23 protein-coding genes and 1 tRNA gene are annotated in these 26,743 nt (G+C 63.3%); 20 read left to right on the plus strand and 4 right to left on the minus strand.

All coding sequences use genetic code 11. The annotated features are described in order from the left end of the window. The first annotated feature begins 8 nt into the window (after window positions 1–8). The 6 genes from ACSBOB_RS20590 (at window position 9) to ACSBOB_RS20615 (ending at window position 6,591) form a co-directional block, all read left to right on the plus strand. Window positions 9–521, plus strand: coding sequence for a (2Fe-2S)-binding protein (locus tag ACSBOB_RS20590; RefSeq protein ID WP_442577945.1), 513 nt, complete (start codon window positions 9–11; stop codon window positions 519–521). Then, on the plus strand, window positions 518–2,938 hold the full coding sequence (locus tag ACSBOB_RS20595; protein ID WP_442577946.1) for an aerobic carbon-monoxide dehydrogenase large subunit: 2,421 nt from the start codon (window positions 518–520) through the stop codon (window positions 2,936–2,938). Before ACSBOB_RS20590 ends, ACSBOB_RS20595 begins: the two co-directional genes overlap by 4 nt. 247 nt (window positions 2,939–3,185) lie before the next feature. Further along, the gene (locus ACSBOB_RS20600) at window positions 3,186–4,067 is read left to right on the plus strand and encodes an AAA family ATPase (protein WP_442577947.1); all 882 of its coding nucleotides are present in this window, start codon (window positions 3,186–3,188) and stop codon (window positions 4,065–4,067) included. Beyond that, window positions 4,064–5,269 carry a vWA domain-containing protein gene (locus tag ACSBOB_RS20605; RefSeq protein ID WP_442577948.1) on the plus strand — a complete coding sequence of 402 codons (1,206 nt, stop codon included), beginning with the start codon at window positions 4,064–4,066 and terminating at the stop codon, window positions 5,267–5,269. Before ACSBOB_RS20600 ends, ACSBOB_RS20605 begins: the two co-directional genes overlap by 4 nt. An 11-nt stretch (window positions 5,270–5,280) precedes the next feature. Then, complete coding sequence (locus tag ACSBOB_RS20610) at window positions 5,281–6,129, plus strand: XdhC family protein (RefSeq protein ID WP_442577949.1); 849 nt, start codon at window positions 5,281–5,283, stop codon at window positions 6,127–6,129. Window positions 6,130–6,132: 3 nt separating this feature from the next. Beyond that, entirely contained in the window at window positions 6,133–6,591 is a 459-nt protein-coding gene (locus tag ACSBOB_RS20615; RefSeq protein WP_442577950.1) for an SRPBCC family protein, read from the plus strand. 72 nt (window positions 6,592–6,663) lie between these two features. Here the strand turns inward: ACSBOB_RS20615 and ACSBOB_RS20620 are convergent, their stop codons facing one another. Then, window positions 6,664–7,686, minus strand: a complete 1,023-nt coding sequence (locus ACSBOB_RS20620) for a glycerophosphodiester phosphodiesterase family protein (RefSeq protein ID WP_442577951.1) — start codon at window positions 7,684–7,686, stop codon at window positions 6,664–6,666. A gap of 170 nt (window positions 7,687–7,856) precedes the next feature. On the opposite strand from ACSBOB_RS20620, the gene speB reads away from it, so the two are divergent. The 3 genes from speB (at window position 7,857) to ACSBOB_RS20635 (ending at window position 10,691) form a co-directional block, all read left to right on the plus strand. After that, complete coding sequence (gene speB / locus ACSBOB_RS20625; RefSeq protein WP_442577952.1) at window positions 7,857–8,852, plus strand: agmatinase; 996 nt, start codon at window positions 7,857–7,859, stop codon at window positions 8,850–8,852. Window positions 8,853–8,931: 79 nt separating this feature from the next. Further along, window positions 8,932–9,858 carry an N-acetyl-gamma-glutamyl-phosphate reductase gene (argC, locus tag ACSBOB_RS20630; protein ID WP_442577953.1) on the plus strand — a complete coding sequence of 309 codons (927 nt, stop codon included), beginning with the start codon at window positions 8,932–8,934 and terminating at the stop codon, window positions 9,856–9,858. Then, entirely contained in the window at window positions 9,855–10,691 is an 837-nt protein-coding gene (locus ACSBOB_RS20635) for an aminoglycoside phosphotransferase family protein (RefSeq protein WP_442577954.1), read from the plus strand. The genes argC and ACSBOB_RS20635 overlap by 4 nt, the downstream gene beginning before the upstream one ends. A 287-nt stretch (window positions 10,692–10,978) precedes the next feature. Here ACSBOB_RS20635 and ACSBOB_RS20640 read toward each other — a convergent pair whose 3' ends face one another. Further along, window positions 10,979–12,073 (minus strand): COX15/CtaA family protein, encoded by a 1,095-nt coding sequence (locus ACSBOB_RS20640; RefSeq protein ID WP_442577955.1) that lies wholly within the window; start codon window positions 12,071–12,073, stop codon window positions 10,979–10,981. Window positions 12,074–12,233: 160 nt separating this feature from the next. Between ACSBOB_RS20640 and ACSBOB_RS20645 the strand changes: the two genes are divergently transcribed. The 3 genes from ACSBOB_RS20645 to ACSBOB_RS20655 all read left to right on the plus strand — a co-directional run bounded on the left by ACSBOB_RS20645 (window position 12,234) and on the right by ACSBOB_RS20655 (window position 14,079). Further along, window positions 12,234–12,443 (plus strand): DUF2842 domain-containing protein, encoded by a 210-nt coding sequence (locus ACSBOB_RS20645; protein ID WP_442577956.1) that lies wholly within the window; start codon window positions 12,234–12,236, stop codon window positions 12,441–12,443. Next, window positions 12,416–12,667 carry a hypothetical protein gene (locus ACSBOB_RS20650; RefSeq protein ID WP_442577957.1) on the plus strand — a complete coding sequence of 84 codons (252 nt, stop codon included), beginning with the start codon at window positions 12,416–12,418 and terminating at the stop codon, window positions 12,665–12,667. The genes ACSBOB_RS20645 and ACSBOB_RS20650 overlap by 28 nt, the downstream gene beginning before the upstream one ends. A gap of 188 nt (window positions 12,668–12,855) precedes the next feature. Continuing rightward, the gene (locus tag ACSBOB_RS20655) at window positions 12,856–14,079 is read left to right on the plus strand and encodes a GNAT family N-acetyltransferase (protein ID WP_442577958.1); all 1,224 of its coding nucleotides are present in this window, start codon (window positions 12,856–12,858) and stop codon (window positions 14,077–14,079) included. 2 nt (window positions 14,080–14,081) lie between these two features. Here ACSBOB_RS20655 and ACSBOB_RS20660 read toward each other — a convergent pair whose 3' ends face one another. Continuing rightward, window positions 14,082–16,187, minus strand: coding sequence for a GumC family protein (locus ACSBOB_RS20660; RefSeq protein WP_442577959.1), 2,106 nt, complete (start codon window positions 16,185–16,187; stop codon window positions 14,082–14,084). Window positions 16,188–16,439: 252 nt separating this feature from the next. Here ACSBOB_RS20660 and ACSBOB_RS20665 point away from each other — a divergent pair, with 252 nt between their 5' ends. The 4 genes from ACSBOB_RS20665 (at window position 16,440) to ACSBOB_RS20680 (ending at window position 21,080) form a co-directional block, all read left to right on the plus strand. After that, window positions 16,440–16,997, plus strand: coding sequence for a polysaccharide biosynthesis/export family protein (locus tag ACSBOB_RS20665; protein ID WP_442577960.1), 558 nt, complete (start codon window positions 16,440–16,442; stop codon window positions 16,995–16,997). 18 nt (window positions 16,998–17,015) lie between these two features. Next, window positions 17,016–18,155, plus strand: coding sequence for a glycosyltransferase family 4 protein (locus ACSBOB_RS20670; RefSeq protein WP_442577961.1), 1,140 nt, complete (start codon window positions 17,016–17,018; stop codon window positions 18,153–18,155). A gap of 148 nt (window positions 18,156–18,303) precedes the next feature. After that, window positions 18,304–19,839, plus strand: a complete 1,536-nt coding sequence (locus ACSBOB_RS20675; RefSeq protein ID WP_442577962.1) for an undecaprenyl-phosphate glucose phosphotransferase — start codon at window positions 18,304–18,306, stop codon at window positions 19,837–19,839. Then, complete coding sequence (locus tag ACSBOB_RS20680) at window positions 19,836–21,080, plus strand: O-antigen ligase family protein (protein WP_442577963.1); 1,245 nt, start codon at window positions 19,836–19,838, stop codon at window positions 21,078–21,080. The genes ACSBOB_RS20675 and ACSBOB_RS20680 overlap by 4 nt, the downstream gene beginning before the upstream one ends. On the opposite strand, the gene ACSBOB_RS20685 is transcribed toward ACSBOB_RS20680, so the two are convergent. Continuing rightward, window positions 21,073–21,654, minus strand: a complete 582-nt coding sequence (locus ACSBOB_RS20685) for a hypothetical protein (RefSeq protein WP_442577964.1) — start codon at window positions 21,652–21,654, stop codon at window positions 21,073–21,075. The genes ACSBOB_RS20680 and ACSBOB_RS20685 overlap by 8 nt on opposite strands. Before the next feature lie 195 nt (window positions 21,655–21,849). On the opposite strand from ACSBOB_RS20685, the gene ACSBOB_RS20690 reads away from it, so the two are divergent. From ACSBOB_RS20690 to ACSBOB_RS20705, 4 genes are all read left to right on the plus strand, one after another. Next, window positions 21,850–21,926, plus strand: a tRNA-Pro gene (locus tag ACSBOB_RS20690). A 222-nt stretch (window positions 21,927–22,148) separates the two neighbouring features. Continuing rightward, complete coding sequence (locus ACSBOB_RS20695) at window positions 22,149–22,640, plus strand: hypothetical protein (protein WP_442577965.1); 492 nt, start codon at window positions 22,149–22,151, stop codon at window positions 22,638–22,640. Between the two features lie 247 nt (window positions 22,641–22,887). Then, on the plus strand, window positions 22,888–23,310 hold the full coding sequence (locus ACSBOB_RS20700; RefSeq protein ID WP_442577966.1) for a hypothetical protein: 423 nt from the start codon (window positions 22,888–22,890) through the stop codon (window positions 23,308–23,310). Between the two features lie 101 nt (window positions 23,311–23,411). Further along, window positions 23,412–26,732, plus strand: a complete 3,321-nt coding sequence (locus ACSBOB_RS20705; protein ID WP_442577967.1) for a hypothetical protein — start codon at window positions 23,412–23,414, stop codon at window positions 26,730–26,732. Window positions 26,733–26,743 lie beyond the last annotated feature (11 nt).

Here is a 26,743-nt window from a genome sequence, read left to right on the forward strand (position 1 = left end):
GAGACCATATGGCAACCCAGGCAAAGAAGACCCAGGTCAGCATGAAGGTGAACGGCGTCGAGGTCGACGGACTCGTCGAGCCACGCACCTTGCTGGTGCATTTCATCCGCGAGAACCTCCAACTCACCGGCACCCATATCGGCTGCGAGACGACGCATTGCGGCGCCTGCACCATCGATCTCGACGGCATGTCGGTGAAGAGTTGCACTGTCTTCGCCATACAGGCCGACGGCTCGGAGATCACCACGGTCGAGGGCATCGCCAATGCCGACGGCACGCTTTCCGCGCTGCAGGAAGGTTTTCGGCAGATGCACGGCCTGCAATGCGGCTTCTGCACGCCCGGCATGATCGTGCGCGCCCACCGGCTCCTCAAGGAGAACCCGAACCCGACCGAGGAGGAGATCCGCTTCGGCATCGCCGGCAATCTCTGCCGCTGCACCGGCTACCAGAACATCGTCAGGGCGATCCAGTACGCAGCCGCCACGATCAACGGCACGGAATTCAAGGAGGCCGCGGAATGAACGACATGACCGTTACGCGCGAACAGCGCGAGGCAAAACTCGAAGGCATGGGCTGCAAGCGCAAGCGCGTCGAGGACATCCGCTTTACCCAGGGGCGCGGCACCTATGTCGACGACGTGAAGCTGCCCGGCATGCTGCACGGCGATTTCGTGCGCTCGCCGCATGCCCATGCGCGTGTCGTCTCGATCAATACCGAGAAGGCGCTGAAAGTGCCGGGTGTGCTGGCCGTCATCACCGCCGAGACCCTGAAGACCGTCAACCTCGCCTGGATGCCAACGCTTGCCGGCGACGTGCAGATGGTGCTGGCCGACGGAAAAGTGTTGTTCCAGAACCAGGAAGTCGCTTTCGTCGTCGCCACCGACCGCTATGCCGCGGACGACGGCATCAACGCCGTCGAGGTCGAATACGAGCCGCTGCCGCCGCTGATCGACCCGTTCCACGCGCTCGATCCGGATGCGCCGGTGCTGCGGGAGGATCTGGCGGGCAAGACGGTCGGCGCGCACGGGCCGAGGCGGCACCACAACCACATTTTCGAATGGACGGTCGGCGACAAGGACCTGACGGATGCCGCCTTCCGCAAGGCGGAGGTGACGATCAAGGAGATGATCTCCTATCACCGCACCCACCCGTCGCCACTTGAAACCTGCCAGTGCCTCTGCTCCTTCGACAAGGTGAAGGGCGAACTCACCATCTACGGCACCTTCCAGGCCCCGCACGTCATCCGCACCGTGGTGGCGCTTATCGCGAAGATCCCCGAGCACAAGATCCACGTCATCGCGCCGGACATCGGCGGCGGCTTCGGCAACAAGGTCGGCGCCTATCCCGGTTACATCTGCGCGGCGGTGGCTTCCATCGTCACCGGCAAGCCGGTCAAGTGGGTCGAGGACCGCATCGAGAACCTCACCGCCACTTCCTTCGCCCGCGACTACCACATGACGACGGAAATTGCCGCGACGAAGGAGGGCAAGGTCACCGGCCTGCGCGTGCATGTGCTAGCCGACCATGGCGCTTTCGACGCCTGCGCCGACCCGTCGAAATGGCCGGCCGGCTTCTTCAACATCGTGACGGGTTCCTACGACTTCCCGGTCGCGCACCTCGCCGTCGACGGTATCTACACCAACAAGGCGCCGGGCGGCGTCGCCTACCGCTGTTCGTTCCGGGTAACGGAAGCCGCCTACTGCATCGAGCGCGCCATGGACATCCTGGCGCAGAAGCTCGGCATGGACCCGGCCGAACTGCGGCTTAGGAATTTCATCAAGCCCGAGCAGTTCCCATACCATTCGGCGCTCGGCTGGGAATACGATTCCGGCGACTACCACACCGCCATGAAACAGATGATGCAGAAGACGGACTATGCCGCGCTGCGCAGGGAACAGGCGGCGAAACGCGAGGCCTTCAGGCGTGGCGAGACACGCGAGATCATGGGCCTGGGGGTCTCCTTCTTCACCGAGATCGTCGGCGCAGGCCCGTCGAAGAACTGCGATATCCTCGGCATCGCCATGTTCGACAGCTGCGAGATCCGCCTGCATCCGACCGGCGCCGGCATCGCCCGCGTCGGCACCAAGAGCCAGGGCCAAGGCCATGAGACCACCTGGGCGCAAATCATAGCCACCGAGATCGGCATCCCGGCCGATGACATCATGGTCGAGGAAGGCAACACCGACACGGCGCCCTACGGGCTCGGCACCTACGGCTCGCGCTCGACGCCCGTCGCCGGAGCGGCCATCGCCATGGCGGCGCGGAAGATAAAAGCCAAGGCGCAGATGATCGCCGCCTACAGGCTCGAAGTCCACGAGGATGACCTCGAATGGGACATAGACGGTTTCAAGGTGAAGGGCCTGCCGGAAAAATTCCTCGGCATGAAGGACATCTGCTGGATCGCCTACAACTCCCCTCCCCCCGGCATGGAACCGGGACTGGAGGCGGTGAGCTACTATGATCCGCCGAACATGACCTATCCGTTCGGCGCCTATCTCTGCGTCATGGATATCGACGTCGATACCGGCGTCTACAAGGTACGTCGTTTCTATGCGCTCGACGATTGCGGCACGCGCATCAACCCGATGATCATCGAAGGCCAGGTGCATGGCGGGCTGACGGAGGCTTTCGCCATCGCGATGGGCCAGGAGATCCGTTACGACGAGACCGGCAATGTGATGACCGGGTCCTTCATGGATTTCTTCATCCCGACCGCCGTCGAGACGCCGCATTGGGAGACCGATTACACCGTCACGCCGTCGCCGCATCACCCGATCGGCGCCAAGGGCGTCGGCGAAAGCCCGAATGTCGGCGGCGTGCCGGCCTTCTCCAACGCCGTCAACGACGCCTTCTCCTTCCTCGGCTCCACCCACATCCAGATGCCGCACGATTTCTGGCGCAACTGGAAGGCGGCGAAGGCGCTCGGGGCGGTGGCGTAGATTTTCCGATGCGCAGGCTTTCCCTCTCTTCCGCCTGCCGGCACCTTCTTCCCGTAGACAACGGGGAGAAGTCGGCTGGCCGCAAGGTCGCTGCTTGTCCCTTCTCCCCGTCCGTCACGGCGAGAAGGTGCCGGCAGGCGGGTCCGAAGGACGGGCGGCGCAGACGGTCGAAGTCAAGGGCCGTTACACGCGGTGGGGGCAACGGTGAGGGGCAGCGTCGGCAGGGGCGAGTTTCCTCGGCCTTGCGATGACCACGCCCCTCTCCCGCGACGACATCGCCTCCCGTCTCGCCGAGGCCGGCTACATCGCCGATCCGGAGCTGGCGACTGCCATCGCCATCATGCAGTTGCTGAAACGCCCGTTGCTGCTCGAAGGCGAGGCGGGCGTCGGCAAGACCGAGGTAGCGAAGGCGCTGGCCCACATACACGCCACCGAACTGATCCGCCTGCAATGTTACGAGGGCCTGGACCAGTCCTCCGCCCTCTATGAATGGAATTACCAGCGCCAGTTGTTGGCCATAGAGGCGCATCGCGGCGGCGATCCCGATCATGTCGAGGACCAGGTCTTCTCCGAAAAATACCTGCTGGAACGGCCGCTGCTCGCCGCGATCCGCCGTGAAAAGCCGCCCGTGCTGCTGATCGACGAGATCGACCGCGCCGACGAGGAGTTCGAGGCCTTTCTGCTCGAGCTCCTGTCCGACTGGCAGGTGACGATCCCCGAATTCGGCACCGTGGCGGCCATCGCCGTCCCGCATGTGGTGCTGACATCCAACGGCACCCGCGAGCTTTCCGACGCGTTGCGCCGCCGCTGCCTCTATCATTATGTCGACTACCCCAGTGTCGATCGCGAGGCGCGTATCGTCATGGCGCGCATTCCGCAGGCCGGCGCGGCGCTGTCCCTGCAGATCGCGCGCATGGTCGAGGCAATCCGCAAGGAGGATCTGCGCAAGGTGCCCGGCGTCGCCGAGACGCTCGACTGGGCGGCGGCCCTCGTCGGTCTCGACGTCACGGACCTGCACGACCGGCCGGAGCTTATGCATGAGACGCTCATGTGCCTGTTGAAGACGCGGGAGGATGGCGCGCGCATGACCCGCGAGGTGACGCAACGGCTGCTGGGGAGAGTGGCATGAGCTGCTGCGGCCTTCCCCCCACCGCCGACGAACTGGACGACGTGTCGCGCCTGCTTTCGGAAAAACTCGCCGCCTTCCTGCGAACCCTGCGCGACGCCGCGTTCGCGGTCGGCATGCGCGAGGGGCAGGACGCCGCGGCCCTGCTCGCCGCCGGCTATGGCGACAGTCCGGGACTGCTGCGGTCGGCCTTCAAGCACCTGTTCTCGGCGCGCAAGGCGGACTGGGAAAAGTTCGACGGCATCTTCGACGCCTTCTGGATGAAGAAGCGCGCCCGCTCGCGGGTCGCCGGCTCGGGAACGCCGGCAAACAGCAACAACCCCGCAATCAAGAACCTGCGGGATCCCGGCGCGCGTGGCGGCGGTGAAGCGCAGGACCAGGCACCTTCCGGCGATGGTTCGGAAAACGAACACCGTTCCGGCGAGGGCCGCGCCGAAGGCGCCTCGCGCGCGGAAAACCTGGCCGAAACGGATTTCCGCAAGCTGTCCGACCCGGCCGAAATCGCCGAGGCCCATGCCGTCGCGGCCCGCCTCGCCCGCGCCATGCGCACGCGGCTGACGCGGCGCGACCTGGCACGCCGCCGCGGCTACCGGCTCGACCTCAGGCGCACCATTCATCGGAACATCACTCACGGCGGCGTGCCGATCACCCTCGTGAAACGGCTGCGCAAGCACAGGCCCTTGCGCCTGGTCGTCCTGCTCGACGCCTCGGGCTCGATGAGCATGTATACCGGCACGTTCCTGCGCTTCATCCATGGAGTCCTGGACGAGTTCCGCGAGGCTGAAGCCTTCCTCTTCCACACCCGCCTCGCCCATGTCTCCGACGCCATGAAGGAGAAGGACGCCGCACGAGCCCTCGACCGCCTCGCCATCCTTGCCCAGGGCGCCGGCGGCGGCACGAGGATCGGCGAGAGCCTCGCCACCTTCAACCGCTGGCATGCGGCGCGCGTCATCCATTCGCGCACATGCGTCATGATTTTTTCCGACGGCTACGAGACCGGCGACGCGGCATTGCTCGGCCGCGAGATGCGGCAGCTCCGCCGCCGCTGCCGCCGCATCGTCTGGCTGAACCCGATGATGGGCTGGGACGGCTATGCGCCGGAAGCCGCCGGCATGCGGGCGGCGCTGCCGCATGTCGACCTCCTTGCGCCGGCCCATACGCTGAACAGCCTAGCCGCGCTCGAACCCTATCTGGCGAAACTGTGACGGAGGCGACCATGAACGCCCATGTCGATGTGCTCGATCTGATGTCGCGTCTCAAGGCGGCGGAGGAACCCTTTGTTCTGGCGACCGTGGTGCGCACGGTATCGGTGACCGCGGCCAAGGCCGGCGCCAAGGCGATCATCCGGCCGGACGGCCGCGTCGAGGCCGGCTGGATCGGCGGCGGCTGCGCGCGCGGCGCCACCCTCAAGGCAGCGCGCGAGGCGCTTGCCGACGGCAGGGCGCGGTTGATCTCGATCCAGCCCGACGATCTGCTCGAGGAACTCGGGGTGCACGCCGGCGACGACCGCGACGGCATAAAATTCGCCAGGAACATGTGTCCGTCGAAAGGCACGATGGACATTTTCGTCGAGCCGGTGCTGCCGCGCCCGGCGCTCATCGTGCTCGGCTCCAGCCCGGTGGCGCTGGCGCTGGTCGAGCAGGCAAGGCCGCTCGGCTACCAAATCGTGCTGGCATCGCCCCTAGCGGATCTGACGGCGGCACCCGACGTCGACCTGCTGGTCGACGGTTTTGCAGTCGAGCCGCCACGCGACGCACGGCGTTTCGTCGTCGTCTCCACGCAGGGCAAGGGCGACGAGGCGGCGCTGAAGGCGGCCCTCGGCATCGACGCCGGCTATCACGGCTTCGTCGGCAGCCGCCGCAAGATGGCATCGCTGCGCCAGAAGATGATGGCGGAAGGCTTTGCGGAAACATTGATCGACACCGTCAAGGCGCCGGCCGGCCTCGACATCGGCGCCATCACGCCGGAGGAAATCGCCTTGTCGATCCTGGCGGAGATCACGCAGCGCCGCCGCGCCGGCCAAAGGCTTCCTTCCGAAAACCAGACAGCAGCAGGGAAAGAGTGATCGATGGACATGACCGGACAGGAGCGCATCGAGGCGCCGATCGAAACCGTGTGGCGGGCGCTGAACGACCCTGATTCGTTGCGCGCCTGCATTCCAGGCTGCGAAACGCTGGAAAAGACGTCCGACACCGACATGGCCGCCACCGTCGTTCTGAGGATCGGCCCGATCAAGGCACGGTTCGAAGGCGCCGTCGAACTCAGCAACCTCAATCCGCCCCGCTCCTACACGATTTCCGGCGAGGGCAAGGGCGGCATCGCCGGCTTCGCCAAGGGCGGCGCCGATGTGTCGCTCGCCGAGGACGGGCCGGGCGTCACCTTGCTCTCCTATCAGGTCAAGGCCGATGTCGGTGGCAAGATCGCCCAGCTCGGCAGCCGGCTGATCGATTCCACCGCCCGCAAGCTCGCCACCCAGTTCTTTGCCAATCTCGGCAGCCAGCTGGCCAGGCAGCCTGCATCCACCTGAAAGGTGGGCGCGAAGGTCAGGCGGCGTGCCGCGAAACGTGACGGCACGGCCCTGTCGGAGTAAAAACCTGCCTCAGTTCGTCAGCCCGTACGGCCGGCGCAACCCGTTCCGCTCCAGCCATTCGATGGCCGCCCTCGGCTCGTCGGTCTGGATGACGGTCGCGCCACGCTCCGCCCAGAATCCATAGACCTCCTCCGGAAACCCGGCCTGCACGGCAAGCTCGTCGCCGCGCCCTCGCCCCGTAAAACCGCTCGGCCGGTCGACGATCGGATAGGTGTTGACCCACAGATGCCAGTCGCCGCGGACGGCCACGGCGCGCATCCGCGCCGCAAACAGCGCACCGCCATCGTCCGGCAGCAGTTTTCGCTCGCCGCGCCAGGCGACCATCTCGACCATGTCAGCCGAAAACGCCCGCGTCACCGTCTCGACGAAGCGCGGATCCTCGACCGCGTCGTCGGCGATGATCGGCATGAACCGGAATTTTGGCCCCGCATCCGCCACGGCCTGCTTCACCGCAGCCAGCCGCTCGGCGGAAAAAATGTTCTCCTTGAGGATGATCTCGCCTTCCATGCCCAGCCGGCGCGCCACCGCCACCATGCCGGCAACGTGGTCGGGGCCGAGCTTGTTGTCGATGTTGACCAGCACCTGCCCTTTGGCGACCTCCAGCATCTCGGCCAGCGTCGGCACCGTCTCGTCGGTCACCTCACCGCTGCCTTCCACGACGAGGTGGCAGGTCCGGAGTTCGTCCAACGTGCGCTCGGCCACCTCGCCCTTGCAGTCGGTGGTGCGGTCGAGCCAGCTGTCGTGCATCACCACATACTCACCGTCCCTGGCGGCGCGCACGTCGAGTTCGACGACCTCGACGCCGAGCCCGATCGAATGGCGCACCCCGGCGCGCGAATTCTCGGCCCAGCGGATGACGCCGTTCTCCTTCCAGCCGCCGCGATGCGCGACGATCATCACATGATCGCGCCAGCGGTTGGCATTTTCGTAGCGCTCGATGATTTGCTGCACCCGCCCGTCCTGGGCGAAGGCCGGCATCGGCAAGGTGACCAGCAGGCCGAGGCCCAGCAGGGCGATGAAAGGGCGGCGCATCCGACTCGCTCCCGGTTCATTCGGGTTTCGGCCAGATAGCGGCCCGCCGTGACAGGCCGGTGAATGCAGCCGGCGCAATATCGCCGACGCGGCGCGGGAATTTTTCGGTTGCACCGCCGTCCTATTCCGCCAATACCTTGCCGCGCGAAACACGACGGAGATTGGAAAGCATGACGGGATCCGGGATCGATCACGCCTTCACCGCCCGCTCCAACACCGGCCGGGCCACCGACCCGACCTATGCCGGCGCGCTCTCTTTCATGCGACGGCGCTATACCAAGAACCTCGCCAACTCCGACGCCGTCGTCTGGGGCATCCCGTTCGACGCCGCCGTCAGCAACCGGCCGGGCGCCCGCTTCGGGCCGCAGGCGATCCGCCGCGCCTCGGCGATCATGGACAACGACCCGCAATATCCGTTCCACCGCGACCTGTTCGAGCACCTGGCGGTGATCGACTACGGCGACTGCCGGCTGGACTATGGCAACCACCAGAAAACCCCGGCGACCATCGAGCGCGAAGCCGCGAAAATCCTGAAGTCCGGCGCGTTCCTGCTGTCACTGGGCGGCGACCATTACGTCACCTGGCCGCTGCTCAAGGCGCATGCCGCAATCCACGGGCCGCTGGCGCTGGTGCAGTTCGACGCCCACCAGGACACGTGGTTCGACGAGGACAAGCGCATCGACCACGGCTCCTTCGTGGCGCGCGCCGTGCGCGCCGGCATCATCGACCCCGACCGCTCGATCCAGATCGGCATCCGCACCCATGCGCCGGACGACTTCGGCGTGAAGATCCTCTACGGCCACGAGGTCGAAGAGATGCGCGCCTCCGACATCGCCTATGCGATCGTCGAGCGCACCGGCGGCCACAAGACCTACCTCACCTTCGACATCGACTGCCTCGACCCGGCCTTCGCCCCGGGAACCGGCACGCCGGTGGCCGGCGGCCCCTCCTCCGCAAAGATGTTCTCGGTGCTGCGCCAGCTGGGCCAGCTCGACATCGCCGGCGCCGACGTGGTCGAGGTTGCGCCAGCCTACGACCATGCCGATATAACGGCCATCGCCGGATCGACCGTCGCGCAGCTTTATCTCGGCCTGCTCGCCGAGCGTAAGGCAAGGCTGGCCGACATGAACAACAACAACGGCGTGCACCAGGGTCACGGAATCTAGCGCATATCGCATCCCAACCTATTCCGGCCTGGTATCCGACATCGGGCAGAACTTCAGGAATTAAGCGGAACCGCTTGAAATGAAACCGAAAATCTTCATCGACGGTGAACATGGCACCACTGGCCTGCAGATCCGTGCGCGGCTTGCCGGCCGCGGCGATCTCGAAGTCATCTCGGTCCCCGTCGAGCGCCGCAAGGATATTTCCGCACGCGCCGAGTTTTTAAATGCCGCCGACGTCGCCATCCTCTGCCTGCCCGACGACGCGGCGAAGGAGAGCGTGTCGCTGATTGAGAACGACACCACCCGCGTCATCGATGCCTCCACCGCGCACCGCGTCGCCGACGGCTGGACCTACGGTTTCGCCGAGATGGACAAGGACCAGGCAAAAGCCATCGCCACCGGCAAGCGCATCGCCAACCCCGGTTGTTGGCCGCAGGGACCGATCGCCACGCTGCGCCCGCTGGTCAGGGCCGGGCTGCTGCCCGCCGATTTTCCGGTCTCGATGAACGGCATTTCCGGTTATTCCGGCGGCGGCCGCACGATGATCGAGGATTATGAGAAGCAGGGCGAGGACGCCTCGGAGTTCTTCCCCTATGGCCTCACCTTCCAGCACAAGCACGTGCCGGAACTCCGCAAATATGCAGGGCTTTCGCGCGATCCGCTGATGCAGCCGGTGGTCGGCAATTTCGCGCAAGGCATGATTACAATCGTCCCGCTGCAACTCGGCACACTCGATCGTGTGCCGAAGGGCGCGGAACTGCATGCGGCCATTGCCGACCACTATGCGAGCCTATCCGGCGGCGACGTCGAAGTCGCGCCCTTCGCCGCCATCGAGCGCCTGCCGGAGATAAACCCGGAGCGCTACAACGACACCAACACGATGAAGCTCTACGTCTTCGCCAATGACGCGAAGGCACAGGCGGTGCTGCTCGCCGTCTACGATAATCTCGGCAAGGGCGCGTCGGGGGCGGCGGTGCAGAATCTGGATCTGATGATCGGGGCGTGAAGCTGGATTTTCCCGCCCACTGGGCTGTGTTCGATCCGATCCTCATCGCCGAAACCTTTTCCAGCCGCATCTGGAAAGTGATTCGCGAGGACGGCACGACCGCGATCGTCAAGGCGCTCAAACCCTTCGACGATGTCGAGGACGAATTGCGCGGCGCGCATCTGCTGAAATGGTGCGATGGGCACGGCGCGGTGAGGCTGTTCGGCTTCGAAGGCCCGCAGATGCTGATCGAATATGCCGGCGAACGGCATCTTTCCGCTGAGATCGGCGAATCCGGGGACAATGCAGCCACCGAAGTCGCCGCCGAATTGATGGCAAGACTTCACGCGCCGTTGAATCGTCCTGTCCCGCCCGAGCTCCAGCCCCTGCGCGACCGTTTCGCCGCGCTGTTCGACAAGGCGAAGGCGGTCCGCTCCGCCGACGCCGATAGTCTCTATGTCGAAGCCGCCGAAATCGCTGAAAACCTGCTCGCCGACCCGAAGGACGTGCGCCCGCTGCATGGCGACCTGCACCACGACAACGTCCTGCTGTCGTCGCGCGGCTGGCTGGCGATCGATCCCAAGGGGGTGCTCGGCGACCCCGGCTTCGACGCCGCCAATCTTTTCTACAACCCGCTCGACCGCGACGACCTCTGCCTCGACGAGAACCGTATCGCCTTCATGGCCGGCATCTTTGCGAGAACGCTCCGGCAGGACGAACGGCGAATCCTCGACCACGCCTTCGCTTATGGCTGCCTGTCGGCGGCCTGGCATGCCGGCGACGACAATGCGGTCGACGAGGAGCGGGAGCTTTCTGTGGCGCGGGCGATCAGGCAGGTCGCGGCGGGGTTGTGAACTTCATCGGTCTCGCCAAGCTGGAACACCCCTCATCCGACCTCGCTTCGCGAGGCCACCTTCTCCCACAAGGGGAGAAGGTGGAGTTTCGCGCAGACGGCTCCGCAGATCGCCAACGTTGACGATTTGCAGAAGCGGAAATGCCAAGCTCCGACCTTCTCCCCTTGTGGGAGAAGGTGGCCTCGCGAAGCGAGGTCGGATGAGGGGTGTTCCAGCTTGGCAGGACGTGGGTGGCCAAGAGCGTGGCGAATGGGCCGACACCAGTGTTCACACGCAGTTCCAGAAGCTCAAGTTCTGGCAACTTCCTCTGGCAGCGGATACGCCCCCTTCGTCCCGCGCCAATGCGCCACGGCAAAACCAAGCACCACCAGCGCCAGGCCCTGGTGCGTCAGCGCGGCGTGTAGATTCACCTGCGTCAGCAAGGTGGCGACGCCCACCGCCGCCTGCAGCAACAGCAGATGGAACAGGATGAGCGCGCGGCGGGCATGCGTCGTCCTGGGCTGGGCGCGGCGGGTGGCGATCATGTGCCAAAGGGCGGCGGCCAGCACGATATAGGCGCCGAGCCGATGCACGAACTGTACCGTCTTCGGATTCTCGACCAGATTGCGCCAGACCGGCTCGATGATGAACAGGTCGCCCGGGATGATGCTGCCATCCATAAGCGGCCAGGTGTTGTAGCTCAACCCCGCATCCAGCCCGGCGACCAGCCCGCCGAGAAAGATCTGGAACAAGATCAGTAGGATCAAGATGCCGGCAAAACGCTGGGTCGAGCGATCGGCTGGCGCTGCCGAATGCGGCGCCAGCCCGCGGGCGACGAGCATGGTCGCGGCGAAGATGATCGAGGCGACGGTCAGGTGCACGGCGAGCCAGGCCGGGTTGACGCTGGTGCGACCGGAGAGCCCGGAAGCAACCATCAGCCAGCCGATGACGCCTTGCAGACCGCCGAGGAGAAAAATGCCCGCCAGCTTCGGCGCCAGCCCGCGTTCCAGCCGGCGCGTCGCCCAGAAGAAGGCGAAGGGCAGCGCGAAAAAGATCACGCCGGCCCAGCGTGCCAGCAGCCGGTGCGCCCATTCCCACCAGAAGATGCGCTTGAACCCGGCCAGATCCATGTCAGCGTTCAGTTCCTTGAACTGCGGGATCTGCTGATATTTTAGAAACTCCTCCTGCCACTCGGCGTCGCTGAGCGGCGGGATGATGCCGTGGATCGGCTTCCATTCGGTGATCGACAGCCCGGACTCGGTGAGCCTTGTCGCGCCCCCGACGACGACGACCGCGAAGATCACCACCAGCGCCACATAGAGCCAGCCGCGCACCAGCGCACGGTTGCGCAGCAGCCGGTCGCGGCCGGCAAGCGGGGAAGTCATGTCTGTGGCAGCGGTCATCGGCGGAAGGTCCGGCATCGATTTTGGCGCGAGGAGTGGACCAGCAGCCCGGTTGATGCAAGCCGGCTTCACGCGACACGCGGTCGCGTCCGTCGGCCGGATGCCGCAAGCGGTTGCGTCGACGCTCCCGGAGGATTATCGGAGCGGATAAGGAAACAACATGCCGATCCGCCTGAAAAAACTCATCGGGACGATTCTCCTCGTCACCCTCGTCATCGTCTACGCGCTGGTCGCCACGATGATCGCCGTGGCGCAGCTTTCGGAATCCGGACCACTGGTGCATCTCGCCTTCTTCCTGTTCGGCGGTCTGCTGTGGATCCTGCCCGCCATGGGCATCATCAAATGGATGATGTTGCCGCCGAGAGCGTGACCTGCGGGCAGAGCGGCGAGCGTTTTGCACTTGGCCGGAAGGTCTTTTTCATCACGCTTGCAGGGGGCAAATCCAATCTCCGGGCGCGGCAAAAGCATGTCACGTCAAAACGCAGTTCGGCGGCATTGCCGGCAACGCGAAATCCCCCAAAACCTGTCTCCACCCGGCTTGCAAGCCGCCGCCGTGAAGCCCATCAAGCGCTTCTGAACCTGGCGGCCGGATAAACCTTTGTTCGCAAACGGAATTGTGGACTTCACGCAGGAAGCCGCCGATGCTTTTCGACCTGTCTTCGCGGAACCGATCGGCGGAAGATCGCCTCGCTAACGTCGAGTATTCCTTCACCTTTTGCGGCTAGTCTGGCTGCGTCGCGAACGCCGCGGCCTTGTTTTGCTTGCGCGCGAAGGATCGAAGGATGGCCGAGGCCGTGATGGCGGCACAGGTTCCGTCAGGCGCCTCCCTTTCCGCGCCGCACGGCCTCGTTCCGGCGGCCAGGTTCATGGTTTCCGGCGCATCAGCCGAAGCGCTCGCGCGATACGAAGCGCTTGATTCCAAAGGTATCTGCGCCCCCGCGCAGACAGCCGCTTGGGTCCGCGCCTGGGTCGCCACCGCCAATCCCGACTGCGTCTTCGCAACCATCGTCGAAAACGGCGAGCCAGTGTTTTCGCTCGCCCTCGAAGTGGTGAAAAAAGGCCCTTGCCGCGTGGCCCGCTTCGTCAGCGGTACCCATGCCAACGGCAATTTCGCACTGGCCGACCCCACCTGGCTGACAGGTGAAAGGTCCAGCGATATCAATTCCTTGGTGGCGGAAATTGGCAGAGCGCGTCCGAACATCGACGTGCTGGTGCTTGAACGGCTGCTGCCGGATTTCGAAGGCATCGCCAATCCGCTGCTGGCCTTGCCCCATATCAACAGCCCGAACCTGGCGCTCGCGCTCAGCCTTCATGGCGGTTTCACGCAGCTTGTTTCGGGACCGAGCGGCAAACGAAAACGCAAGAAACACCGGACCCAGTCGCGCAAGTACGAAGCCGCCGGCGGCTTCCGCCGGATCGACGCGCGATCGTCCGAAGAGGTCGACCGGCTGCTCGACGCGTTCTTCGCCATGAAGATGGCGCGCTTCCGAAAAGCCGGCATTATCAATGTCTTCGCAGAAGCGGATGTGCAGGAATTCTTCCGAAAACTGTTCCGTGACGCGCTGCCGCTCGACCCGAAACCGTTCTCGCTCCATGCCCTGGAGGTCGGTGGAAAGCTGCGCGCCGTCACCGGCTCCAGCCTGTCCGGCCAGCGGCTTATCTGCGAATTCGGCGCGATCGCAGAAGACGAAATGGTCAATGCCAGCCCCGGCGAATTCCTGTTCTTCGAGAACATCCAGGAGGCCTGCCAGCAGGGCCTCGCGATCTACGACTTCAGCGTCGGCGACGAACTCTACAAGCGCCTGTGGTGCGATATCGAAACCCGGCATCTCGACGTGCTGGCGCCGCTGACGGTCAAGGGCCGGCTGGTCGCCGGCTCGATGCGGCTGCTTGCCGAACTCAAGGCCTTCGTCAAGCACAACCCAACCGTCTGGCGGGTGACGAAGGCACTGCGCCGCCGCACGATCGGCAAGAAGCCCGCAGAGCTAAACCCTTCGGACGATTGAATTTATGCCGCCGTGCGGTCCGGCTGCGGCGCGCCGGCGTAGTCGGCCGGCGTCACCAGGGTCAAGCCTTCGTAGCCCTTGGCGGCGAGATCGTCGCGCGCCGCCAATACGCCTTCGGCCGGCCCGATGACACTCACCAAGACCTCGGTTCCCTCGGAGACGAGCCGGCGGATGCTCTCGGCCCCGGCCGGGCCGCATTCGACGATGACGACGTCATAGGCTGCGGACAAGGTGTCCATGATCGCCGGCAGCCGGTCGACCGACCGCATCGCCTTGTGCTGGTCGGCGGTGCCGACCGGGATCACGTGGCAGTCGGAATAGTGATCGGAATGAATGGCATCGACGAATTTCGCCTCCCCAGTCAGAAGGTCGGTGATGCCGGGAACCTCGTCGTCGCCCAGCATCGGTCGTGACGCCGCCCCCATCGCCGTCAGGTCGACCAGCAGCACGCGCAGGCCGGCATCGGCGACATCGCGGGCAACCATGACGGCGCTTGCCGCCCCCTCATCGCCTTCCGGCGAGACGAACAGGGCGCGGGAGGCGCCGCCGGCGATCAGCATCTCGGCAGCCTCACGCGCCGACAATTCGCCGTGGCGCGGGCCGTCCGGGTCCATTTCCTTAGGTTCGGAGACACCGGCCGGCGTTTCGATTGGCGCCGGCTCCGGCATGCGAATCTGTTCGACCGGCTCCAAATAGGCGCCTTCGGCCGGCCGCATGGCGCGCCCGGAGAACAGTTCGCGCAGCAGGATGCCTATCGCCATCAGCAGCAAGGAGCCCGCGAAGGCGGCGCCGACGATCGGGACGATTTTCGGGAAATAAGGGTCGACGGGCACGACGGCGGGCGAGATGACGCGCGCATCTGCCGGCAGATAGTTGCCGTCGCGCCGCGACGCGGCCTCGCGATAGCGGGTAAGGTAGGATTCGAGCAGTTCGCGCTGCGCGGCAGCCTCGCGCTCCAGCGCGCGCAGTTCGACTTCCTTTTCGCCGACACGCGACGATTCGGCCTTCAGTCGGTTCAAGTCGGCAACCAGTTGCTCCTCGCGCAGCTTGGCCGCTTCGGCCGTGTTGGCGAGGCTCTGCAGGATCTTCTGCGCTTCTATCCCGACCTGGCTGTCGAGATCGGCGAGTTGTGATCTCATCGAGCGGATGCGCGGGTGGTTGTCGAGCAGTGTCGTGGACAGGTCGGCGATGTCGGCGCGAAGCTGAACCTGGCGTTCGCGCAGCCTCTGGATCAGACCCGACGAAACGATGTCCGGAAAGGTATCGAGCGATCCGCCGTTGCGCAGCGCCATGCGCACGCTCTCGGCGTTGGCTTCTGCCGCCGCGCGGTTGGCGCGGGTTCGGGAAAGCTCGGTCGACATCTCGGAAAGCTGCTGCGTCGCCAGCGCCGAATTGTTCTGGCCGATCAGCAGGTCGGACTGCGAGCGATAGGCCGCGACCCGCCCCTCGGCCTCTTTGACCTTGGCGGTCAGGGCCTGGATCTCTGGCTCCAGCCATTCGGTCGCGGCGGTGTTGGACTGAATCTTGGCGTCGCGGCTGAACTGCAGATAGGCCTTGGCGATGGCCGTCGGAACGGCCGCCGCAAACTCTGGATCCTCTGAGGAAAACGCGATTGCGATGACGCGCGTATTCTCGACCCGGTAGACGTTGAGCCTTTCGCGAAAAGTTTCCAGCACACGGTCCTCGGCGGGAATCTCGCCCGGATCGCTCTTCAACCCGGCCAGGACGAGCAGGCGGCCCAGCAATGACTGCCCGGCCGCCTTGTCGAATTCCGGCCGGCTTGCGAAGTCCAGATCCTTGGCGACCTGCCTGAGGAGGTCGGTCGAGGTGATCATCTCGACCTGGCTGTTGACGGCCTCGGTATCGAAACGGGGATCGGTTTCCGCGGTCCCCCGCTGCTCGGGACGGGTGAAGACCGATTCGCGCGGCTCGATCGACAGGCGCTCCTCCGCCCTGTAGGCAGGCGTAGCCAGCGACGCTAGGACGAAAGCAAGGCCGGAAACCACGATCGCGACCAGCAGAACGCTCTTCCAAGCCCTCACCAGGCTGGCGAAGAGCTTTCCGAGGTCGACATCGACATCCCTGGCGCTCGAATTCACGGCTGACATGCGCCCAACTCCGACTCTGCGTCATCGCGACCGTAAAGAACTATGGTAACTCAGCGGTTAAGATATGACCCTTCCGGCAGCCGGCAAAGTCCCCAGCCCCTATCCTCCGTGGAGCCGTTCCCCAGCAAAAATGGCGGGTGCGCGGCTTCGTCGCCGCCGGCTTTACGCGGTGTTAACCCTAACCATTCGATAACGGCAGCATCCGAATGCGCCTGAAGGTTAAGGCGCGCATCGAGGGCAGTCCGTGTGGCCATGAAGACCTCCATCCTATCCGTGTTGGCGCTGGCATTGGCCATCGGCGGCTGCTCGGGCTACCGCCCGACCCCGTCGGCCTTCCATGCGGTCCTCAATCAGCCCTACCGGCTGGGCGCGGGCGACCGGGTCCGCGTCACCGTCTTCGAGCAGGACAGCCTGACCAACACATACAGCGTCGATTCGGCCGGCTACATCGCCTTCCCCCTCGTCGGTTCGGTCCCCGCGCGCGGACGCTCGGTCCAGGAACTGGAGGGCGCGCTTGCTGCGAAACTGCGTGAGGGTTTCCTGCGCGACCCCGACGTTTCTGTTGAGGTCGACCAGTACCGCCCTGTCTTCGTCATGGGCGAAGTCGGCGCGGCCGGCCAATATTCCTACGTTCCCGGCCTCACCGTCCAGAAGGCGGTGGCCATGGCCGGCGGCTTCACCCCGCGCGCCAACCAGGGCACCGTCGATATAACCCGAGACATCAATGGAAAAGTCATGACTGGACGCGTCGTCACCTCGGACCCGCTTATGCCCGGCGATACGGTCTACGTCCGCGAACGCCTGTTCTGATCGAGCGACGCGGCGCCCGTGACCCCACCCCTTCGGATCGTCCACTGTTTCCGGTCCCCGGTCGGCGGTATTTTCCGCCATGTCCGGGATCTGACCGAGGCGCAGGTGGCGGCCGGCCACAAGGTGGGAATCGTCTGCGATTCCAGCACCGGCGGCGAGTTCGAGGAGAAATTGTTCGCGGGCATGGCCGACCAGCTGGCGCTGGGCATCCATCGCACACCGATGCAACGCCATATCGGCCCCGGCGACGTCGCGGCGGCATGGCGGACATTCAAGATCATCAAGGAATTGCAGCCGAACGTGTTGCACGGCCATGGCGCCAAGGGTGGCGTCTACGCCCGTCTGTTCGGCTCACTGTTGCGGGTTTTCAGGTCTCGCGTAGCCCGCCTCTACTCACCGCATGGCGGCAGCCTGCACTATGACGAGCACACGGCGACGGGAAAGGTCTTCTTCCTGCTGGAGCGGCTGATGGGCCGCTTCACCGACCATCTGCTGTTCGTCTCGGAATACGAGCGGCGCGCCTACCGCAAGAAGGTCGGCGAGCCCCCCATCCCCAACAGCCTCGTCTACAACGGGCTGCGCCCGACGGAGTTCGTTGCGGTTCCCGCCGCGCCGGGTGCGTCCGATTTCCTCTACATCGGCATGATGCGCGATCTGAAAGGCCCCGATCTTTTCATCGACGCGCTGGCGCAGGTCGAGATGCGCACGGGACGCATCGTGACGGCCGAGATGGTCGGCGACGGAGACGACCTGCCGAAATATCACGAACAGGTGGCGCGGCTGGGTCTGGCCGAGCGCGTGCGGTTCCATCCCCCCATGCCGGCGCGCGAAGCGTTTGCGCTGGCCCGCACCATCGTCGTGCCGTCGCGCGCCGAGGCCATGCCATATATCGTCCTTGAGGCGCTCGCCGCCGGCAAGCCCATGGTGGCGACGGCGGTCGGCGGCATTCCGGAGATATTCGGCCCGGACTCGCCGGCGCTGGTCACACCCGACCCCGCCGCGATCGCCGGCAACATGGTGAAGGCACTGACGGAACCCGAAGCGTATGCGGCGCTGATGCCCTCGGGCGAAGAACTCAGGGCCCGCTTCGGCGCCGACGTCATGGCCCGCAAGATCGAGCAGGCCTATCGTGAGACGCTCGGCGCGCACGCCCGATGAGGTGAAGGAATGCGTGAAGCGATTGCCTGCGACCGGGCATGATCGCCATTGCCATTCGCGTTGTAGTTGCTCAAACTGTCGATGCGGCTTCAAGGGATTGTTAGGTCGAAGCCGCTAAGGTCGGGCAATTCCTCTCGGACATTGCGCAATGGCAAAGATCGACCCCCCTGAGCGATTCTCGCTGAACGCCGTGCGCAAGTCCGATGGCGGCGAGAAGAAGCCCGCAAACCCCAAGCTCGGCAAGATCGCGCAGCAGGTCGCCGCGCAGTACCGGCGCGATACCATGTCGCCGGTGATGGTTGCCGGCGTGCTGAGGCTCGTCGAGTTCGCGATCCTGTTCGTCTCCGGCATGGCGATCTTCGCCTATTATGTCGGGTTCGGCACCCCTCTCTACTGGCACCATCCGCTGATCTTTGCCGGCGTGTCGCTGATGGCGGTGGTCGGCATGGAGTTCTTCGACTGCTACCAGGTGCAGGCGCTCCTGCGGCCGACCCAATATATTGGCCGCATAACCCTGGTGTGGGCGGGCTCCTTCGCTCTGCTTGCCATCGCCGGCTTCGCGTTCAAGGTTTCAGAGGATTTTTCGCGACTTCTGTTCGGCCTGTGGTTCCTTATCGGTCTCGGACTGCTGCTCGGGCTGCGCCTGGTCATGGCGCGGATCATCCGGCGCTGGGCGCGTAACGGCAGGATGGAGCGGCGGGCGCTGATCGTCGGCGGCGGCAAGGAGGCGGAAGGCCTTATCCGCTCGATCGAACGGCAGCCCTACAACGACATCCGCATCTGCGGCATCTTCGACGACCGCGACGACAAGCGCTCGCCGCCCATCGTCGCCGGCTATCCGAAACTCGGCAACATCGCGGAACTGATCGAGTTCGCGCGCATCGCCCGCATCGACATGCTGATCGTCTCCCTGCCGCTGACGGCGGAGAGCCGGGTGCTGTCGCTTTTGAAGAAGCTGTGGGTGCTGCCGGTCGATATCCGGCTCTCGGCCCACAACAACCAGTTGCAGTTCCGGCCGCGCTCCTATTCCTTCATCGGCTCGGTGCCGCTGCTGGACATTCTGGACAAGCCGATCAACGACTGGGATTCGGTCGCCAAGCGGGCCTTCGACATCGTCTTCAGCCTCGTCGGCATCATCCTGTTCTCGCCGGTCATGCTGGCGACCGCGATCGCCATCAAGCTGGACAGCAAGGGGCCGGTGATCTTCAAGCAGAAGCGCCATGGCTTCAACAATGAGGAGGTCGAGGTCTACAAGTTCCGCTCGATGTATGTGGAGCAGTCCGACCCGACGGCGAAGAAGACGGTGACCAAGAACGATCCGCGCGTCACCCGCGTCGGCCGCTTCATCCGGAAAACCTCGATCGACGAACTGCCGCAGTTCTTCAACGCGCTGTTCGGCAGCCTGTCGCTGGTCGGCCCCCGCCCCCATGCGGTCGCCGCGCAGTCGCACAACCTGCTCTACACCGAAGTGGTCGACGGCTACTTCGCCCGCCACCGCGTGAAACCCGGCGTCACCGGCTGGGCGCAGATCAATGGCTGGCGCGGCGAGATGGACACCGACGAGAAGATCAAGATGCGCACCGAATACGACCTCTACTACATCGAGAACTGGTCGCTCTGGTTCGATCTCAAGATCCTGCTGTTGACGCCGGCGCGCCTGCTCAACACGGAAAACGCCTATTGAGCGCGGTCGTCCAGCCGGTTTCCGCCGGCGCGGTCAATGCCAAGCTGATCCAGCTCATCTCGGCGGGCGCTGTTGCGCTCGGCATCCTGCTGTCCGGCTTCGTCATCCGCGAGCCGGCGCCCTACGAAATCTACATGGCCGGACTGATCGCCGTGTGGGCGCCGTTCGGCCTGCGCATCTCGCGCAGCGTCGCGCCGCTGCTGGTGCTGCTGGTGACGTTCAACATCGGCGGCATGATCGCCATGACGCAGATGGGCGACATCGCCTCGACGCCGCTCTATATCGCCGTCTCGCTGTTCCTCGCCTTCACCGCCGTGTTCTTCGCGGCGGTTACCGAGGCGCAGCCCGGGCTTTATCGCGTCATCTTCACCTCCTACGTGATCGCCGCGGTGGCCACGTCGACGCTCGGCGTTCTCGGCTATTTCCATGCCTTCCCCGGCGCCGAGATCTTTACCCGGTACGAACGCGCCGCCGGCGCGTTCCAGGACCCGAACGTCTTCGGCCCGTTCCTGACGCTGCCCGGCGTCTACCTGCTGCACCGGCTGATGACAGGCAGCGTGGCGAAGATGCCGCTCTATGCCGTGCCGCTGCTGATCGTCGTCGGCGGCATCTTCTTCTCGTTCTCGCGCGGCGCGTGGGGCCTGTTCGCGGTCTCGTCCATCCTGCTGGTCGCCGGGCTGTTCCTGCAGAGCAACAGCGGCATGTTCAGGCTGCGCATCGTGGTGATGAGCATCGCGGTGGTCGCCCTGTTCATCCTCGGCGTGCTGGTCATCCTGCAGATCCCCAGCGTGGCGGACCTCTTCACCACCCGCGCGCAACTCGTTCAGGATTATGATTCAGCGCGGCTCGGCCGCTTCGCCCGCTACACGATCGGCTTCCAGATGGCGATGGAGCATCCGCTCGGCATCGGCGCGCTGGCGTTCGGCTTGATCTATGGCGAGGACACGCACGACATCTGGCTGAAGGCGCTGCTCGACTATGGCTGGCTGGGTTTCGCGTCCTACCTGACGATGATCGTCTGGACCGTGGCCGGCGGCTTCCGCATCCTGTTCCGCGACCGGCCATGGCAGCCCTATCTGCTCTGCGCCTATGTCACCTTGCTCGGCCACATCGGCCTGGGAACCGTGATCGACACCGACCACTGGCGGCATTTCTACCTGCTCATCGGGCTGATCTGGGGCGCCATGGCGCTGGAGGCGCGGCATCAGTATGCGCTGCGGGGCGGCGGCGACCCTATTTGATGAAATAGGCCTGCGCGTATTTCTGCAATTGCGCCTTGTGCATCAGCGAGCGGTCGCCGCCGCCGTCGAACATGAAGTTCTGCTTTCCGCCCGGCACGGATGTCGTCGTCAGATGGTCCGGACCGATCGGCGAGGCATGGCCGGATTCGTGCAGCATCGTCACTGAATCGCTGGTCGGCCCCACCATGCACCAGGCCGGCCATGGACCGGCATCGACCGTCAGGCCGTTGGCCGGGAACTTGAAATTGCAGAAGATCACCGGAAGCCGCTGCTTGCGCGGCTCGACAGCCTGGTCGTCGAATTTCGCGGCGCAGCGGTTGCGCAATTCGTTATAGCCGTCCGGATGCAGGAGCCCGTCTTCCTTGACCGGCACCTGCACTGAAAACTGATCGGTGATCTCGCCATTCGCGGGTATCAAGCTGAGCTTCATGCCATGCTCGGCCAGCATGCTGCGCATCGTGGCGATGCAGTCCTTGTGGATGGCGCCGAAATAATTGTGGCCCCAGAACAGGGTAAGACGCACCTCGCGTCCTCCCGGCACGATGTAGTCCGTCTCCCAGCCCGAGCTCGACATCGTATCCCTCCGCCGACGCTTGCCCGGCCAAAGCCTGCAAGTTCCGTCAACCCTATATCGACCTTGGCTCCGAGGGAATGGCATGGAGGCCAAAGACGCGACCTTCTCCCGACGTCGGATCGCAAGGTGTGTTCCGATCGTACGTCGATTAGACCTTGCGTCGGCACCGCCGGTTGGCTATGGCTCCGCATGGTCCGGAGTGTAGCGCAGCCCGGTAGCGCACTTGACTGGGGGTCAAGGGGTCGTGGGTTCGAATCCCGCCACTCCGACCAAAACAAAATCAGAGACTTAGCTACCAAGTCTCTAACCGAAAATTTTCATGAGAATCGACCTGGGGTAACCATGCGGGTAACATCGGGCCATCCCGATGCGCGCCGTTACCCTATTCGTTCGCTTCTGCGCGCCGGCCCAGTCGCTGCCAAGCGACGCGATTCGCCTCGCACATTGCTCGGATCACAGGCGGCTTTCACCAAAATCGAGAGAGGAATTCTGAAATGACCATGATCGAATGGTTCGCCGTCGGCGTGTTGACACTCTGCGCGCTCTCCGTCGTTCCGTTTGTGCTGGAATGGGTTTCCCGAAATTTCTTTACGGGAGGCGAATTCCAGCGCGACTTCGACAATTTCCTTGAGGATCGCCGCCGGGCCGGCGTGCCGATCCGGGATGCTCTGACCGAACTAGAGGTTCGCGAGTTTTTCATCATGCTCCGCGAGGACGCCAGCGACTCGGTCTTGCGAAATCCGGGCGATTGGCTCGCGGAACTGAACGCGGCCAAAGCGCGCATCATCGATACGATGACGCGCCGAAACAGAGCGCATCTAATTCCGCTTTTGGTCGGAATGTTCGAAGGGCATACCTACAGCGTCATTTTGTATCCAGATGCCATAGCTGCGCTCGAAGCGGAAACGCTATTCGGCCGGGGGCAACGCTTCAACTATTCGGAACACGCCAATCTGCATGCAGCGCTGCGCGTCGTTGGGCGCTGACGCAGTATTTCCGGCTGATTCTTTTCGCGGAGTTCCCAGCCCGCCGGCCTAGCAAGCCCGGCGGGCTCACCGCTTCTCATGGGGCCGTGGACGGGCGTTGGCCGGCTTGCGAGTGCTGAGCAGCCGGCGAAGGCTGGGCGGGGCTGGAGGCGGCGCTATTGGTGCCGGGATGTTCCTTGTCGGGATCGTGGCGACGGTGGCATAGTCCGGGATGATGGCGGGCGACCGGCACAGGGGAGATCAAATCTTGGCAGGTTACCTTGGAGAGGCGTTGGCGCGATTTGCCGATGCGTGCCGCGAATATGACACCGCATCACCCAGTGAACGCCCCAAGTTCGCCAAGCACAGGCTCATTCTTTTTGGCGTCGCGGCCATCACACTTGATGCTGCTCGCGCCGATCGTGGGCACGCTAAAGTGTCAAAGAACATCAATTCCGAAAACGAACAGTGGATTGCCTTGGTTTACGCAATTCGTTGCGCGCCCGCACATGACATTTCAGAGCCGATTTGGACGCTGACAAATCCGAATTTCCGTCGCGTCTACAACGTGGCTGGGCTATCCGTAGACCTTTCCGGAGTGGACGGGACAAGCTTTGATTTCCCGCAGATAGGAGGCGTCGGAACTCTGGACGTGCTGGCAAACTTCGGCTGGCGCAACGGACTATGCTGAGCTTGTCGGCAAAAAATCGGACGCCAAACTAGGCCAAGGTTATCGAACATCGTACGCGCTTTTCGAGCGCGCAATTTCCTCACCGTGAACTGGGTAGGTCCATGACAGAAAGCAAAGAGACCGGAGCCCAAGAAGTCAAATATGCGCCGTCGCGCTATATGCGCAACCGTCACCCCGATTTGTTTTCGGACTCGGTGCAAGAAGTTGAGTACGAGGTCGAGCGCGAGGTCCTATCCTACCACCTCGAAACATTGACCAATAAGAAGGATGAAACCGCTTTTGAAAATTTCGCGCAACGACTGTGCGAAAAGTTCATTGCGCCGAATATTCGTCCGCAGACAGGGCCGGTTGGCGGTGGCGACGGCAAGACCGACGCAGAGACGTTTCCCGTATCGAGCGAAATCTCTACGCGATGGTTCGTACCGGATAACAACAAGGCTGGAGAGCGCAAGGCATTCGCATTCAGTGCCAAGAAAACTTGGCGCTCTAAAATCAAGTCTGACGTAGCGGCCATCGCAGGGACCAAGCGCGACTACGATCAGATCATCTGTGTCACAAACCAGTTCGTCCCTGCCAAGAAATCTGCGGACCTCCAAGACGAGTTGCTTAGAGACCACGGTATCCCAGTAACGATACTGGATCGCACGTGGCTCCTTGACCGCGTTTTCAAGCACGACAGTATGGCAATTGCTGTTGAAGAACTTGGCATTGGAAAGGGTACTGAAAAAAAGATCAAGAAGCTTGGACCGAACGACACGAGTCGCGTGACAGAGTTGAATGCCCTAGAAGCAAAGATTGTCGACGGCTCGCAGTATCAAGGGCAACCCGCAGCGCTTGCCGAAGATGCTCGGCGCGCGGCACTGCTGGCGCGCGGGTTGGAGCACCCGCCCTCAGACGTGAACGGACGCTTCGACAGGGCGCTCAGGCTCGCACGAGACAACGAGATAAAAAAGATCGAACTCGCCATCGCCTACGAGTGGGCATGGACGTCCTTCTTCTGGCATGAGGATCATGCTCGTACATCGGAACTTTACGACGACGTCGAACGCCTCGCTCTCGCTTCCGAGGATGCATATGACCTTGAGCGGCTGACAAACCTCCTGCCGCTGATACGCATGAGCGTGCACACTGGCTCGTTGGACGCTGCAAAAGGCAAACTCAAAGAGCGCACTGTCGCGTTAAAAAAAGCGCTGGAAGCACTGACAGCGCAAACCAGTCGCCCGAACAATGCCCTGCATGCAGAGGCCATGTTGCTGATGACTCGCGTCTCCGAAAAGGGCGTTGAGCATCGCGACGATCCGCTAAGGGAAATTTGGGTTCAGTTTACCGATGTCATCAAGCGCGCCGAAGGCCTCGGCTCATTCCCATTTAGCAGTATTGCAAACGCCCTTACGCAGATTGGCGAGTTCATCGCTGACAGCAAAGAATTCGATACCCTATTCGAGATAATCACCGATGCCCTCGCTGCCCGCAGCGGCGAAGGCGAGGCTGCGAAGAAGAACATTCAACGGGCCTACCAGAAGTTGGCGAAAGGACTACCTTTCGACGCCATCCGGTGGTTCGGTCGCTCGGTCGCTCTTCTGATCAAGGAAGAGTATGAGGATGAGCTTACTGACACCCTCATTGGCGCGGGATTCGCGTTCGAAGACGTTGGGCTGCCTTGGGCCGCCAGGAACTACACCCTCGCAGCGGCCAGTCTGGAATTCTCGGCCCTCAAGAGGTCCGGCAGCATCGGCGCGCTGCGCGCTTCCGTATTGTCGCGATACTTCGATACCGAATTCAAACTCGGCCGTATTCCCCAGATCCTAAGCGCCCATGAACTGGAAACCATCGTCCGCAGCGCGCAAGCGCGCACCGATGGCCAGAAGCGTCGTCTCGCTAATATCCAAGACGCGCACATGATGCAGATAGCCTCGTTGCTTCTACAAGCGCCAGTCAACAAACTGAGCAGCGTCGCCCAACTTCCTGACGCCTTGGAACGGCTTGCATTGCCAATGTCACGCACGGCGCTGCTCTACCTAATGGGCAACGAAGACATATTGAGAGAAGAAGGGTGGATACCGGAAGATGAAACACCAGAAGGCGCTGAGTCCTTAATGCGGGACCTGCGTGACCATGGAGTGGAATCAGACTATCCGATCCCCGACTTCGCTCTTGGAGATACCATCACGCTGTCATCTAACGTGCTAGGATGCCGCGTCGAGGTAATCTGCGCCAACAATCTCGTTTCTATCGGCATTGGCGAGGCCGTCCTTGGTTCGCTGGAAGCTTTCCTTGCGACAAGTCTTGACCATCGCATCCTGCCTCAAGTTGACCATCTGCAATTGCGCGTTGTTCCGTCCGATTCCGTTGCCCTGACGCCCGTACTGACATTTGCTAATGTTGACGGTGAGGCTGTGGGCACGATCACTCATCGCATGGTTATGGAGTACAGGACTAAAGAGGACGCGCTATCGTTTCCGAAGTGGATGAACGAAGCTACCTTAGAAATTTTCCTTCGCTTCGCTGCACCTCAGGATGTCGATACGTGGGGCAAGGCAGTTTTCGAAGACGAACGCGCACTCGACCGCGCTTTAACTTTTTCCAACATTCCAACGATGCTGCACAATCTCCACGGGGATCGCATGCAGCTTTCGCTTTCTGACTGGATTGAACCTACCGACCACGTCTATCCGGTCAAGCGAACAGAAGCGTGGCCTGCCTCGTCGCCGCGGGAGTCTACAAAAACATTCGGCAACTCTCAGCGCGGCGAGGGACTTGCACCCCAAGAGCTTCGAGATGCGGCCAAGAGCAATCACGCGAAAACGCGCTGGGTTTCGCCCATTGATATACAAAAGTGGGACAAGGCGCGATGGAATGGGACGTTCTTCATGGTGTCGTCGCCCGGCCCCGAATCGCCGCCTCCCATATTGGGACTGGCATTCGAGAAGCCATCGGTTGCTAAGGACATCTTTAGGTCATGGCGTAAACGATATGGCGACGACGATGTCAGAGACGGTTTCAGAATTACGATCGTTCGTGGCATCTCGCGCGACAATCCGAACGCCTATGCTGTCATGGTAGGAGCAAACCCAGACAACGTTCCGGTTTCCGAAGGCAGCTTCGTAGGCTTCGTTTGCCGCATAAATCGCATGTATCCGCAATCCACTGAAAAACTCGATATTTTCCTCGAAAGCTATGCCCGCCACGGCAGGTACGTGCTGGTGCCTGTGCATCTCCGAAATAGACAGGCTGAGCCAAAGCCGATCTTTGATTTGCCCATCGGCAAGCACAACGTGACCGTCGTGAATGCCTGGGAGATTACCCCCAATGACATGTCAGCCATGGCCTTAGACAGAGATGTTGCTCCATTTATTCCGGCGGACCAGCCCAATGCGCCCGTCCTCAAGACGCTGGAGTGGCTGAAATCGCTGCGTCTTTGAAAGTCCATTTC

Source organism: Mesorhizobium sp. KACC 23794, assembly GCF_052180275.1.
Classification (GTDB): domain Bacteria; phylum Pseudomonadota; class Alphaproteobacteria; order Rhizobiales; family Rhizobiaceae; genus Kumtagia.